Raw genomic sequence first — 13,343 nt, forward strand, 5'->3', positions numbered from 1 at the left:
TGTTAATTTCTGGTGACAATGGATTTTTTGATAAGGGTGCTGTTTTTACAAAATATCCTGTAAACTGTGCTTTAAATGGTTAATTTGATTAAGTAGCTCTTCCGCTTTCTTTTTACGATCTTCGCCGGATAGGAAATCTTCTTGGAATACTCCGTCAGATTCTACAGCGTTAAAAAGTTGGGTGTATTCCCGTTTTTTAGCTTCCAATTCTGCTACAATCTGTTGTCTGAGTTCATCGGATTTCATTTCCGTGCTGTTGAATGCGTCTTGTTGGATGAGTAAAGACTGTATCAGCAGTGGAATAAGCGAAATAATAAAAACGATGGCTAAAACGCTAAATTGATACTGACGATAGGCTTTTTGCTCATTGGGTTGAAGAGCTTCCGTAACGGTTTGCATAGCAGAGAAGCGCTCCAAAGGAGAATCTATATTCTGTAACAGAACCATTTTTTCCTCTAAAAGATAAAAGCAGAATACATCACAAACGATCAGATAAGCAGAAATGGAATACAGAATAATATAAACCAGAATAAACTTTAATTTCCCTTTTTGATGGGTTCCGGATGAGAATAAGAAGTAAGCGCGGTTTAACATAGTATAAATAATGAAAGAGAAAACCCACGTGCTTACTGCTAAAAATGAATTATTAGAATGGAGATAAACCCAAACTGAAGCAGATGTAGCAAAGAGCAATGAAACTAAAACTGATGCGGTAGCAAGCATAACCAAATGACGTTGCTGTTTGGAGTTTATAAAAGAGCTATTCTCTTTGCCTGTTATAAATAGAATGATTTCGCTGGGTTGAGAGGTGTTAATTTCTGTCATAATGTGATATTTTGATTTTTTAGTAATTTTTTAAAGAAAGCCTCTTCGGAGTTGGAGAATCCTCGTAGAACTAGGAAGAGGCTGTTGCAATTGACCTAAGGATGCGGTCAGAAATTGCAGGAATATAGAAATATGGATTATTCTATTTGAATGTCAAGTTTTAGCTCTTTACCATCAATAGAAACAGTTACATATTCCAATGCATTTTGTCTCTTGAACTCACGAAGTAGTACAAGAAATTTGTTCAATTTAATGTTGATGCTTTCTATATTGGTTTCACAGATTTTACACGCAATAATAGTTCTCTCAACCGACTCAGGATCAGAATTAAAGATTTTACGAGCAGTAATATCATTGCCATCATTATTTTTGAAGAATTGGCTGAATGCCTTGATCCAAGGGGTGTTGTGGAAGTTTTCTCCTGCAATTGTAGTGGGAGGAATCGTAACTCCAATAGTTAAGCAAAAACTATTAATTACAGGAAGTTTAAAAATATCTTCAGTTTTTAAAGAAATTTTAGATTCGTTCGGGAAGCCTAAAATAAATGCTTGTGTTTTCATTTTTCATGTAATTTTTGTTGTTATTTATACCCCAAAGTAATAAAGAAAAAATCGCACAAACAATTATAACTAACTGATAAATAAATTGTTAAATGGAAAATTAAGAGAAAATTTGAAGAATATTTGGGGAAAAATTTAAGATTTGGGAAAATTCAAGGAAAATTTGAAAATGAAAGGTGCTGTAAAGCACCAATAACACGGAAAATCAAAATAAATTTTGGTTTTTACCTAATGAATAAAATAACGGCTTTGTGTAAGTAGCTGATATTTAACATTTTGAATCGAATAATTAAAAATAAAAATTTTGAAATTTTATTCAAAAAATCTGAAAACAGGTTGTTTTTTGACTTAAAAACCAAATTTTTTCTATTAAGATTTGAAAAAAAGAAGTGAAAATTCTCGTCATTTTCTTGACAGGCTGAAAAAAATGAGTAAAATTTCTACAAGTAAGCTGTTTTTATATGTATTACCATCCAATGTCCAAAACTCCCGAAAACCATCTCCAACTGGATAAAGAAGTTAAGCAATGTGCGATTACCCGGCCTTATGAAGCCCTGCAAAGTAATTTTGCAAAAAAACTGGTGGATCATCTTCTACCGCACAGCAAATTTAAAGAAGAGCATATCAAAAAAATTATCCTTACACTGGATGATGAAACCGAAACACTTACCCCAGAAGAAGGAAAAGACTTTCTCGAATTTATGCAGGAAAACAAAGATTTTTTTGATGGGCTAATCAAAAGATACCAATGAAAATTTCCGGCACGAGTTCAATTTGATTCAAATCTGAAAACGATGGAGGCTAAACAAGAAGACCATATTTTGTACAAAAATGGCAAATTCATCTCTTTGGACAAGTTGAAGAACTATATAAAATCGCGCATCCAATGAGAGCAAGAGGAATGGCGTAATGAAGGCTTTTTACAACGGCTTGTAGAGAGAGGGCTACCACACTTTGATTTAGGTAACCCATCCAGCTATGAAATGTATATGAAATATTTAGGAGTCAATTATAGCAATAGAGTTAATAAACAAGGCGTTACCATTCATAACCTAAACGGGATGACATTTTGTTCATTGGAAGCATCTGGAGAATCCTATATGCTCAATGACCTAAAAAATGATTTGGGAGATTACAGCAAAGAAAAATTATTTACCAATCTGAAAAAAAATAAGAATTATACCGCACTTTTGAAAAAGGCAGATGCGAAATCTTTTGAAAACATTGAAGAAAGCAACGAATTTCATTTCAGGCTCATGCAGGCAGTAGCAGACCAATTATGATATGAAGAAGATTACATATTCGAGAATTTTCTGGACAACCCCAAAAATGAAAAAAAGATTAATTTGATTATGACGGTTCTTCATGCTTTGACAGGGGCAAACTTATCGATCCCGTATAAGATTGATGAAAAAGGAATTGTTTCTATTGTTAGATATGATAGCGAAAACAAAGCTTCGATCTTGCATTCTAATGGAGATAGAGAAGACAAAATTCCTTTATCATTTTTGCTGAAAGTAGATCCTTCACTTGGTAAACAAAAAAATAAATAAACAATTCTAAAAGAATATTTTTGACGTCATTATAGAAAAATATCAATCATATAAGGAGTTTTAATGCTCCTTTTTTTTAAAGACGCAATATTTGGTATATTTATACCCATGTAATACCGAAGCCCTTATGCAAAAGACATTTGAAGAACTTGAGGAACTTGTTAAGAATATTTCTCCCCACGAAGTAAAAGAAGTCGCCCATTTTATGGAAAATAAACTGGCACGATTAAAAAATTGTTATGAAGAATCTCATAAGCAGTCAGGAGATTATTTTCAAAACAAACTCAAAGATAAGATACGATACAATCCTTTTAAACAATTTTTAGCGGGGGAAGAAGGGGCTAAAAATGTTGCTTATGGGAAAAAAGCAATTCAATTACATCTTAAAAATGGCTTACCAAAAACAAACATCCAACAGCCCATAGAACTTTATAGCTTTTATTTCGGAGGCTATAAGGAATTCTTCAATATCTTCCCAGTAAAGTTTTTAAGAAAAATGCTGGATGATGACAAAACTTTCCTAAAAGAGATTCTCTCCTCAAGAAAGGGAGATTTGGAAGAACCTGTTGAATTTCAAGATAATGAAGCGACTCATAAGCAACTCAACGTTATTCCTACTATAGATTTGGAAGAATCTGTGTTAAGAGTGGATGTTCTCGAAGAAATTTTTTCTCTTTTTGAGAAAAGCAGAAAAGTGAATGTCACTGGAATTTCAGGTATTGGAAAGACGTTTTTAGCCAAACACCTTTCGCAACATTATGAGAGACAATTTACCAATATGGTCTGGCTCAATTGTACAGAAGGTTTTCCAAAGGCTTTTTCTCAGGAAAAAGGGATAGGGCTACTTGGAGGCTTAGGTCTTGCCAAGGAATACTATTCTTATTTGGGAAATGAAAAAGGATTGATGAATTTAGTCATTGGGAATTTAGCGAAAATTGAAGGAAACAACCTTTTGGTTTTAGATAATTTAGACGACAGCATCTCCAGTTACAAAGAAGAATTGGCGCTCCTCAGTAGAAACTGGAATATTATAGGAACTTCGCAACATCACCTAAAAGGTTTTGAAAATTATAGCGCTCCCGATTTTAAAAGGGAAGCGCTGGATTTATTTTACACTTTTTATAAGGTTGAGAAAGATGATGACAATTTAATCCGAATACTATCGGCTATTGAGTATCATACTTTAGCCATCGAATTATTAGCAAAAACTTCTAATGAAAGAGGTCTCAGCATTATAGCTCTAGTTAATCGGTTTACTAAAAAAGGAATCAATGTCGTGGAGCAGATTGGAATAGAGGCAGAACACAGCATTGAAAGAAAAAGGGCTACTATTGAAAATATCGAAGAATATCTCAATATTATCTTCGATACCTCTTCATTAAAAGAAGAACAATCTAAAATACTCTTGAATATAGCCTTGTTACAAGAAGATTCTATATCTATGGATTTGTTTGAGGAAGTTTACTTGAATAATTCTTCTGAAGAAAGCATCACAGATGCTTTTAATTATAATCTTAAAACTCTTGTAAAAAAAGGTTGGGTTAAGGTTGAAAACGAAAGAATACGACTACACGGTTTGGTGAAAAATATTATTGTTAAGAGATTTTCCTACAGAAGTGATTTCATTGACTCTACTATTCAGTATTTTAAGAAAGTATTGCATAAAAACTCCATAAATGAGGCCGTCATGATAAAATATCTCGGATTACTGGAGTCCTTATTGGAACAATTTAACGGAGAAAATAGTGACATCATCTATTTAAAACAAGTGCTGGCGAATATTTATGGAGCTTTGGGGTTGTTTGAAAAATCAAAAACGATTATGAGCGAAATACCTGAAATGGGTAATATACATGCAATAATTGCAAAGTATCATAATTTAGCTGTAACTTCTATGAATCAGGGTAATAATGAGCAAGCATTTTACTATGCAAATCATGTATATTCACTTTTAGATGCTGAAACTTGGGAAAATGACTTTAAAATGATTACCGATGAGCTTGAAACTTTTCTTAAGAGTGCTGAAATTAAAACAACTTCGGTTTTTGAAGGAAATATAGATTTAGAAGTAAAGGTCTTGTCAATAATTATGGCATTTAATTGTCATTTAATCACGACCAAAAATGATAAGAATAAAAATATATATGAGAAAATAAATGCTTTGAAACAAGCTATTTCCATTCGGGATCGGTTGCTGTCTATTTTTGAAAAGAATCTTCCTGAAGACCTTCTTTTTTTAATTGAGGTCTACAAAGATATTTTTTTACAAAAGGAAAGTTATTGTAGGTATGTTGGTTTTTATTATATTGAACTTAAGGAATTTACAAAAGCGGAAGCATATTTAAAGAGTATGTTGGGAATTTTAGAAACCAAACTAAGCAATGAATATTACGTACTTTTTAACAATTACCATTCTCTTACCTCACTTTATCTGTGGTGGGAAGATTTGGATAGTGCAAAATATTATATTGAGAAAAACAGGAAACTTTGTGAAACATTCCCTCCCAATCATGCAAACCTTATTTCTTATAAAAATGATGTTATAGGTCTCGAAAAATTAGAAAAGAAAAAAAATGCCAAAGAAAATATTGATAAAAGTATACACTCCCGGTTTGATTTATTATTTGAAGCAAATAAAAACTCGACGGATTTATGGGAATATTATCATCACTTATCCTGCATCTATTATGAGAACAACGATATCGAAAAAGCGTATGATTATGCTCAAAAAGAAATACGATTTTTGTTGAGTATTGGTGAAAATTATTTTTTTCTGAGTAATGCCTATATCAGATTAGGGATGTGTTGTGTATTTTTAGGAAAGATTGAAATGGCGGCTGAAATATACGGTATTGCTTCATCATTACATTTGGAAAAAGAAGCTGATAATGCGGAAGTAAATGAAAAACTATTTCATCTTAATGAATATTTATTAAAAACAGTCATCCATACCAATAATTTACCATTTATCCGAATTTTCATTAAAAATAATGTTCTGTTAGCTGAAACATACTGTGATTCTAAAAATATTTCCCATCAAGCCCCTGTTTTTGGTATGCTAAAAAAAATCTTTGATTTTTTATCTGATTTGTTAGATATGAAAGACAATATTAATTGGAAGAATACTACAGAAAATTGGACGGAGGTTTTAGATAAAAGAGCGGAGGTTTTTAGGGTTGATTATAATATGGTGTTTGACAATAGTCTACAAGAAGTTGGAGAACTAAAATCTTTTAATTTTAATATAGAAGATTTGAGATATGATATTTTGAATCAATATTACCAAATTGTTGGGGATATTTTTAATAAATATGGGAAATGGGATGTGGCTGTACAATATTATATTAGAAAACTATTCTTACTTGAGTCAGAGCATGTTGATGGATATGAAGGTATTGAAAATGCTTATTATGATATCAGTGTATGTTTTTTCAGGTTACGAGAATTTGAACTGTCTTCAAAAATAATTCATATAGGAATCAATGAGATGAGTAAAATATTAGAAGAACAAAATCTTCGCCCTGAATATCGAGACTATTTAAAAACGGCTTTAAGAGAATCATTAAAATTAGAAGAAATGGTTAAAGAAGAATTGGAAAACTTCAGAAAATAACAGTATTCTTATAAAAATTCTATACGGAAAGTTTTGTGATTGTGAAATTTTAACTGCTACTTTTTTAAATTGATATAGTATTCTTTATCAATTTTCTAAGGCCAAAAAAAACCTTTTACTTTGCACAAGTTTCATTGTGCGAAGAGACGAAAAACGTTTTCCAATCTATATTTTCTAAGTATTTTTTTAGAAAATGCAAAGTTAAAATTGCTGAAATATAAGAAATCTCAGACACTATATTGAAGATCGTTAAGTTCCATAAAAAAATTCCCCTTGCAATCCATCAAAATTTACATATAAATTCCATCATAATTTATCTTTTAAACGAAAAAAATGCTTGCAGACCAAATGATATCGGTAAGTGACCTGAGATATAAGACGAAATTAGTTCTTGAATCTTTAAATACAGGAGCCAAATATGTTTTGCTCAATAACAAACTTGAGGCAGTAATTCTTACCCCGACAGAATATGAATACTTTAAACAGTTGCAAAAAGCAGAAGAATGGCGCTTAGATATTGGAGAAGCTAAGAAAAACAGTCCTGTGTATAATAATGCAGAAGATTTATTGTCTGAACTTTTAGCCTAAATGAAATTTCAAAGGACTTCCAAGTTCAAAAGACAGTTTAAAAAATATCATAATCAGCCAAAGGTTTTGGAAAAATTTTCAGAATGTATCTCCCAATTATTGTCTTGAAATCTTTCTCCCAAACGAAAAAATCATAAACTTCAATGAGCTTTTAAAGATTTTTGGGAACTTCATCTTGCCCCGGATATACTACTGATCTATTATATTGAAGGTGATATATGCTTTTTATCACAGATCGGAAGTCATTCTGATTTGTTTGGATAATACCTATGAATTTATGTATATCGAAAAACATCAATCATAATAGGTAATCTTCCTTATACTTTTTGAATATTTTTTTCCGTTTTTGAATACCATTTTCTGTATCCAATTTCCAGATGAGTCGTGGGAATACTCATAGGTAAATTCGTTCTCTGATTTTCTCAGTCCATTAGGGAAAAACTCAATGGTTGTGTTTTCGTTAACATCTGTTTGTGAAAGTATACTTCCGTTTTCATCGTAGTTATAGGTAAATTCATACCTTCTGCTTATTTCTCCGTCTCTGTAGTTGGTCTGCGAAAGCACATTGTTATGATCATCATACACAAACTCAGTTACTCTGCTTTTCCCTTTCTTTTCTCCGAAATACTTTATGAGAAGACCATCTTTCAGAATAGCTGTAAAAGATTTATTGGACTTTTTTCCATTATCGACTATTTCGGTATGTACAAAAACGGAATCGTTCCTGTATCTGAATGTCATTATGCTTTCGGTAACGAGTTTATTTTTATCAAAATTCCGAAACCATACTTTCTCCTGTCTGTTCTGTGAATCATACGAAAAAATAGTGCTGGTTTTTCTGTTTTTAATAATTTCTTCTTTTTTCAAAATTTTTCCTTTCGGACTGAACTCCAAGGTAGTGGTTTCTCTATTTTTTTTCTTTTTGGCAACATAGTTTTCCTCAACAAATTTTACTTTTCCCTGCAAGACAAAGTCTTTCCAAGTTTGCAGTTGATTGAGCTGAGCTTGAGATAAAGCAAAAAGCAACATAAAAACTCCTATAAGAAACGATTTCATGGATTTATACTAAAAATAAGAGTTTACAGAAATTCAAAGTTATTAAGGACATTGATGAAATTATTGAAGGATTGTGCTTTAATACTTCCCATAACAAGGTGCGTATGTTTTGATCCCTCTTTATAAATAACAAAATTATAAGAGGTGTTATCATATTTACTTTTATCATATAAAACTCTAAAACCGTTTTTATGATCATAAAAATTGATTTCAGTACCATAATAATTATCTTTATGGATTTGAAATTTTTGTTTGATAATGTATTGAGACTGCTTATTATCGGAACGACATGCCCAAACTTCGATATCTTCAATATCATTTTTATAGTCAGTGCCATTGCCGAGCAGATTGGCGGAAAATATCCCTAAGCTATCATTATAGCCCCAATCCTCAAAATTATTATTTATACAAGGCGAAAAATAAGAAAAACCATAACGGCTAAAATAATTGAACTCAGTCTGAGCATTAGTAAATGTGAATGCTCCTAAAAATAGAAAAGCTAAAAGTGTTTTTTTCATAATGTAGGGTTTAATTTTTTCTTATGTTTTTTATTTCAATAGAACGATTTCCGTCTCCATTGGAACGTTGATCATCCATTTTTTTGTATCCTATCACAAATCCACAATAGAATTTGTAATCAGGATAAGTTGATGATTCGTTTCTAATTTCAATTTTGACTTCTCGATCCCATTTCACAGCAAAGTTTGCTGATTCAGAGTTTGAACCAAGGTAAGGCTGGTGGAATAATAATTCCCCATTATCTAGCCATAAGAGTAAGCCAATATCCTTAACATATTCCGATCCTGTGTAAGCAATAACAGCATAATGGTTACCTGCTTGAAATTTTCTTGTGTAGTCAAAACTATATCCTTGTTGCAGATAATTATATTTTCCATCTGAAATTGTATAACCGTTTTTACGTAAGATATCACAAGCTTCGTCATAAGTATATTGTCCGTATGCTGTAACAGATGTAAGTAATAATATCAAGGACGACATTAATCTTTTTTTGAATTTCATATTTCTCAGTTTTGTATTTTTAATAGATAATGGCATAATAAACCATTCTATTTTTTTTATCTCACAAATATGCCTATATCTCATTGATTTTATTACCTTTGTACGGTTATAATATATGAGTAAACCTGCATAATTTATGAGTTATGATTGGCAACAACATTAAGAATATTCGAGAGCTCAAGAACCTTACACAAGAGTTCGTTGCAGAAAAGTTGGACATTTCTCAATCTGCATACAGTAGATTGGAGAAGGGAGAAATAAAAATATCCAAAGAAAAATTAGTTCAAATAGCTGAAGTTTTAGAAGTAAAGCCCGAAGATATAAAAGAGTTTGATAGTCAGAAATATTTCAATAGTATAACTAACACTGAAGGAGATTTCAGTGGAAGTAGTTATAGTGGAAGCATTATTATTGGCTCTGGTTTAGAAGAAATTGAGCTTATCAAAAAACTCTACGAAGATAAATTCACTTTAATGGAAGAGCTAATGCGACAACAGAAAAATGAACTTGAAAAATACAGATCAAAATACGGAGAGCTTTAATAGCTCTCTTTTATTTTTAAAATAGTTTGACTTGAGTTCCGTCAAACAACCACCAATCCTCAAAAGCATTTTGTTTAATCTCATCTAAAGATTTAAATAAGAAGTGAAATTTCGATTCTGTAAAACGTTCGTCTTCAAGAAGTCTCTTCATCGCCATTTGCTTATACACCTCCAGTTCAAAGATACAGAGAATACGGCTTCCATAATCCAACCTAAACATTCTGCTCGGCTGCCCGACCGATAACGCCCTCAAATGATGGAACAACGATTTGTGAACACGACTTGTATCATCTCCATTATACATTTCAATCGCATACAACTCTTTTCTATTGGGTGTTTGCAGCATGCAAAGTGCATCAGCAATCAGATAATCATTTTCAGAGATCTGAATGGACGATTCCGCTCTGTAACCTTTCTTCTTTCCTGTAGAAACCTTATCAAAATAGGTTGAGAACAACACTATTTCACAACCGTCATTTTTGGAAATGCCTTCATGCAAAGCGATTTGAACATTAATCATGTTCATTCTATGGAAGTAATCCTTTTGATAAAATTGACCTTCATTTTTCGGAAACCTGACAACATCTTCTCTCAAATAATCTTTGACAATTTCAGCACCATGAGCTTTTAGAAAATGTACATTTTCGAGTTTCCCTATTGCAGGATGAACACCGAATGCAATAGAACCCACCAACGGATCTTTCCGAAGTCTGAGTTCTGCAATTTGCTTGTTGAGATTCGCTCTGTCCGACATAATTCCGAGACGGAGCAACTGCCCTGCTGTCAAATATTTGTAACGAGCTAAAGCTAAAAGAATTTTTTCCTGTGAGGGAGAAAGTGTTTGAAAGAATAATCTTTTGGTAACCATTTTTTTGAGTTTTAAAAAATTAAAAAAGTCGGCAAAAAAAGCCATCTGCTTTATAAGAGGAACTGATTACAGATGAAACCTAGGTTTAATACTTCCGCTGGACTCCGTGGAATTTTGAGATGCAATTTCAGAATTTTCTGTTGCTGGAAGAATTATAATTTCGGAATCTGATGCCGGATTTATCGTTTCATGAGTTGTATTTTCTGAATCCGATTTGGTTTTTGAAGGAATCAAAGTTGGGGAATGAACCGGATTTAGTGTAGATTGGTTCGGTTGATTCTGGCTTTTATTTTGAAACTGCGTTTGCGTTTGAATTGGATTGACATTGATGATGTCTCTGTAAATTTCCGATTCGGACAACAAATAAGCTTTCAATTTCTTAAGTTCTTCCTTGTTGCAAAAATATCTTTTCGGCTGTTTGATCAGAAAATCGGGGCTTTTAATTTTTATGGCTGGAAAATGATCGTGCTTTAAGTAGAATTCATAAGGTAACAAACTCTGCATTGCCGAATAAGAAACTCCAAAATCCCCTGCCAATTCTTTAAGTGCAGGCAAGCCATTGATTCCTGCTAATTTAACAGCTGAGTTATTCAAAACTGAATTCTTTAATGATAATGGGATTTGACCGACACTTTGTGTTCCAACAATCAAACGCAGTTTGTACTTCCTGGCCTCAGAAAATATGGTTTGAATACTTCCGCTTTCTGTCGTGAAATTATGGAACTCATCAATAAACAGATAACAAGGCTTTCTTGAATGTTCGGACTCGAATGCTCTTTGAAATACAATGCTTAGAATGGTTGCCGAAATAAATCTTCCGAGTGCTCTGCTCGCATCTTCTCCCAATTTTCCTTTGGATAAATTAAACAGGATTATCCTGCCTTCCTGCATTCCTTTCTTTAGGTCGATATTGCTCTGTCCGTTCATCATGTGGTAGAACATCATATTGTTTTGGAGGTGTTGCAATCTTGTATAGATTGCCAGTTTAGTGGGAGCATACTTCTTACTGAGGAATGCCGTTTCAAAAAACTGGCGGTAAACCTGAAATGAAGATTTCTTTCCCAATTCCACCCATTTTGCATTTTGGGTATCGTCCATAAATATTTGCAGGTCGGATAATCCGCATCCTCCTCTTTCAAGCAAAACTGCTAAACACGGTTTCAACAGCGCTTCCATTTGAAGCGACATTCCTGCTTCGGGAATTAATTCCGAAAACGCTTTGGCGAATTGCTGGGACATCACATCAATTAAAAACGGCTCGGAGACTCTCCGCCAAAATGGGTTGATGCAGGGAATTTTTTCATTTTCCAATTGCGGATCGATGTACCAAACACGGTCGGGCTTTTGAAGATTGATACGGAATCCTAATAAGCTCTCGGATAGGTCTCCATGAGGATCCAAAAGAATTATTGAGTGTTGCTGTTTCAATTGGGATTGATGCTGAATTTGGTAAGCAATCGCTTTCATAAATTCCGTCTTTCCGGAACCTGTCCTGCCGCTAATAAAGCAATGCCTGTCTAAAGCGGAAACGGGAAATGGGACAGGCTTTGGAGCAAAAAATAATGAGTGTAGCGAAGGTAGACAAAGTGAAAGAAGTTTTTGATAGTCGTGTTCATCATCGCCGGTAAAAGAAGATAAAATTTTCGGGTGTTTCAATAAAAGATTCCAATATTCCAAAGCAGGCGAAACGCATACTGCCCTCTCCAATTTTTCTTTGCTTGTCGCTTTCTTGGTTCTCATTTCTTCAAATTCCTTGAAGGTCAGAAATCGTTTTTGAAGTTCTTTGCGGTAATGAATTGAATTTCTATCCAGTCGGGAGAGGTTTTTATTGATTGCTTTTATTCGTTCTGAAAGTAAAGCGTCCCGACCCGAAGAATGTCCTCCGAGAAAATAATTTCCTGCTAAAATATAAGGTTCTTGGTTTTTAATTTTCCATAGAAAGGAAGTTTTGTTCCAGAATTGGATGGTTGAATTCATGATAAAATAGTTTTGGGTTTAAGTTTCGGTTTGAATTTTCAGATTAAATTTTTAAAGGATTCAGGTTTGAATTTTAAAAATTTAAGTGGTATAACTTAACAAATTGCCTGACTCGGCAGAAGAAATAAAACAGAATACGATGCATTTGTTTTTTTGAATTAAAACTTGGCTTAAAAAAGCATGGTTTTATAAAGGAAATAAAGAACAGAAGTATTGGCTTTTGATCGAATTTCCGAGAATGGGTTGTTAAAATATATCGGAATAGTTTCTCACAAAAGTGATGGTGCTACTTATGGATTTTTTATGGGAAGTCAAGTTCTTTCGATTAAGGTTGACGATTGCAAATAAAAATGTCAATATACTTTAGAATACCTTATTGAGAACCTTTTAGACTACCTTTTTGGTAACCTCCAAAGGAAAGCGGAAATCGCCCTTTTTATCGAGTTTTTAACTGCAATTTCTATGCCATAATATCTTCCTTTTTCCACTTTCCATTATTGCCATCTTCCTATCTCTAAAAAGTAAAAATGTAAAGTCAAACTGCATCAACTTCTCTTGCAAGTCAACCAAAAATCCATACAAGCGCCATCGCCGGCAAACATACCAAATCAATTAAAACAAAAATGTAAAGACACAAAAAATCTATCAATGTATCAATCTACCAATGTATCAAAAACAAAAATTCAAAAAATTAAAATCCTAAAACTAAACGAAAAACAAACAACCGAAAATCTAACAATG

General features: G+C 32.9%; 13 protein-coding genes and 1 pseudogene. 7 read left to right on the plus strand and 7 right to left on the minus strand.

The window, feature by feature from the left end; all coding sequences use genetic code 11:
- Nucleotides 1-45: 45 nt before the first annotated feature.
- Nucleotides 46-825, minus strand: a complete 780-nt coding sequence (locus tag AC2A1C_RS04345; RefSeq protein ID WP_484023792.1) for a hypothetical protein — start codon at nt 823-825, stop codon at nt 46-48.
- Between the two features lie 137 nt (nt 826-962).
- Complete coding sequence (locus tag AC2A1C_RS04350) at nt 963-1,385, minus strand: hypothetical protein (RefSeq protein ID WP_484023794.1); 423 nt, start codon at nt 1,383-1,385, stop codon at nt 963-965.
- Nucleotides 1,386-1,861: 476 nt separating this feature from the next.
- Here AC2A1C_RS04350 and AC2A1C_RS04355 point away from each other — a divergent pair, with 476 nt between their 5' ends.
- From AC2A1C_RS04355 to AC2A1C_RS04380, 6 genes and pseudogenes are all read left to right on the plus strand, one after another.
- Nucleotides 1,862-2,137, plus strand: coding sequence for a hypothetical protein (locus AC2A1C_RS04355; RefSeq protein WP_484023796.1), 276 nt, complete (start codon nt 1,862-1,864; stop codon nt 2,135-2,137).
- Nucleotides 2,138-2,374: 237 nt separating this feature from the next.
- Entirely contained in the window at nt 2,375-2,668 is a 294-nt protein-coding gene (locus AC2A1C_RS04360; protein ID WP_484023798.1) for a hypothetical protein, read from the plus strand.
- Nucleotides 2,669-2,737: 69 nt separating this feature from the next.
- Entirely contained in the window at nt 2,738-2,938 is a 201-nt protein-coding gene (locus tag AC2A1C_RS04365) for a hypothetical protein (RefSeq protein WP_484023800.1), read from the plus strand.
- Between the two features lie 127 nt (nt 2,939-3,065).
- Entirely contained in the window at nt 3,066-6,551 is a 3,486-nt protein-coding gene (locus AC2A1C_RS04370; protein WP_484023802.1) for a hypothetical protein, read from the plus strand.
- 348 nt (nt 6,552-6,899) lie between these two features.
- A complete protein-coding gene (locus tag AC2A1C_RS04375) occupies nt 6,900-7,139 on the plus strand; it encodes a hypothetical protein (RefSeq protein WP_484023803.1) in 240 nt (79 codons plus the stop codon).
- A 162-nt stretch (nt 7,140-7,301) separates the two neighbouring features.
- Nucleotides 7,302-7,403 (plus strand): annotated as a pseudogene (locus tag AC2A1C_RS04380) (type II toxin-antitoxin system YafQ family toxin); the annotation flags it as partial.
- Between the two features lie 30 nt (nt 7,404-7,433).
- Here AC2A1C_RS04380 and AC2A1C_RS04385 read toward each other — a convergent pair.
- The 3 genes from AC2A1C_RS04385 to AC2A1C_RS04395 are packed head-to-tail and all read right to left on the minus strand — an operon-like array spanning nt 7,434 to nt 9,194.
- Nucleotides 7,434-8,195 carry a hypothetical protein gene (locus AC2A1C_RS04385; protein WP_484023805.1) on the minus strand — a complete coding sequence of 254 codons (762 nt, stop codon included), beginning with the start codon at nt 8,193-8,195 and terminating at the stop codon, nt 7,434-7,436.
- Between the two features lie 23 nt (nt 8,196-8,218).
- Nucleotides 8,219-8,713: a hypothetical protein gene (locus AC2A1C_RS04390; RefSeq protein WP_484023807.1), complete on the minus strand. Its 495-nt coding sequence runs from the start codon at nt 8,711-8,713 to the stop codon at nt 8,219-8,221.
- A gap of 10 nt (nt 8,714-8,723) precedes the next feature.
- Nucleotides 8,724-9,194, minus strand: a complete 471-nt coding sequence (locus tag AC2A1C_RS04395) for a hypothetical protein (RefSeq protein WP_484023809.1) — start codon at nt 9,192-9,194, stop codon at nt 8,724-8,726.
- A gap of 164 nt (nt 9,195-9,358) precedes the next feature.
- Here AC2A1C_RS04395 and AC2A1C_RS04400 point away from each other — a divergent pair, with 164 nt between their 5' ends.
- Entirely contained in the window at nt 9,359-9,757 is a 399-nt protein-coding gene (locus tag AC2A1C_RS04400; protein WP_484023811.1) for a helix-turn-helix domain-containing protein, read from the plus strand.
- 16 nt (nt 9,758-9,773) lie between these two features.
- Here AC2A1C_RS04400 and AC2A1C_RS04405 read toward each other — a convergent pair whose 3' ends face one another.
- Nucleotides 9,774-10,625, minus strand: coding sequence for a hypothetical protein (locus tag AC2A1C_RS04405; RefSeq protein WP_484023812.1), 852 nt, complete (start codon nt 10,623-10,625; stop codon nt 9,774-9,776).
- Nucleotides 10,626-10,691: 66 nt separating this feature from the next.
- The gene (locus tag AC2A1C_RS04410) at nt 10,692-12,602 is read right to left on the minus strand and encodes a type IV secretory system conjugative DNA transfer family protein (RefSeq protein ID WP_484023814.1); all 1,911 of its coding nucleotides are present in this window, start codon (nt 12,600-12,602) and stop codon (nt 10,692-10,694) included.
- Nucleotides 12,603-13,343 lie beyond the last annotated feature (741 nt).

This window comes from Chryseobacterium sp. HNCC26DJ241 (genome assembly GCF_057180505.1).

Bases quoted from the DNA above. Each gene is read 5' to 3' on its own strand.
- AC2A1C_RS04350 (WP_484023794.1), bottom strand. From the start codon at position 1,385: ATGAAAACACAAGCATTTATTTTAGGCTTCCCGAACGAATCTAAAATT.
- AC2A1C_RS04355 (WP_484023796.1), top strand. From the start codon at position 1,862: ATGTCCAAAACTCCCGAAAACCATCTCCAACTGGATAAAGAAGTTAAG.
- AC2A1C_RS04400 (WP_484023811.1), top strand. From the start codon at position 9,359: ATGATTGGCAACAACATTAAGAATATTCGAGAGCTCAAGAACCTTACA.
- AC2A1C_RS04385 (WP_484023805.1), bottom strand. From the start codon at position 8,195: ATGAAATCGTTTCTTATAGGAGTTTTTATGTTGCTTTTTGCTTTATCT.
- AC2A1C_RS04395 (WP_484023809.1), bottom strand. From the start codon at position 9,194: ATGTCGTCCTTGATATTATTACTTACATCTGTTACAGCATACGGACAA.
- AC2A1C_RS04365 (WP_484023800.1), top strand. From the start codon at position 2,738: ATGACGGTTCTTCATGCTTTGACAGGGGCAAACTTATCGATCCCGTAT.
- AC2A1C_RS04345 (WP_484023792.1), bottom strand. From the start codon at position 825: ATGACAGAAATTAACACCTCTCAACCCAGCGAAATCATTCTATTTATA.
- AC2A1C_RS04405 (WP_484023812.1), bottom strand. From the start codon at position 10,625: ATGGTTACCAAAAGATTATTCTTTCAAACACTTTCTCCCTCACAGGAA.
- AC2A1C_RS04360 (WP_484023798.1), top strand. From the start codon at position 2,375: ATGAAATATTTAGGAGTCAATTATAGCAATAGAGTTAATAAACAAGGC.
- AC2A1C_RS04370 (WP_484023802.1), top strand. From the start codon at position 3,066: ATGCAAAAGACATTTGAAGAACTTGAGGAACTTGTTAAGAATATTTCT.
- AC2A1C_RS04375 (WP_484023803.1), top strand. From the start codon at position 6,900: ATGATATCGGTAAGTGACCTGAGATATAAGACGAAATTAGTTCTTGAA.
- AC2A1C_RS04410 (WP_484023814.1), bottom strand. From the start codon at position 12,602: ATGAATTCAACCATCCAATTCTGGAACAAAACTTCCTTTCTATGGAAA.
- AC2A1C_RS04390 (WP_484023807.1), bottom strand. From the start codon at position 8,713: ATGAAAAAAACACTTTTAGCTTTTCTATTTTTAGGAGCATTCACATTT.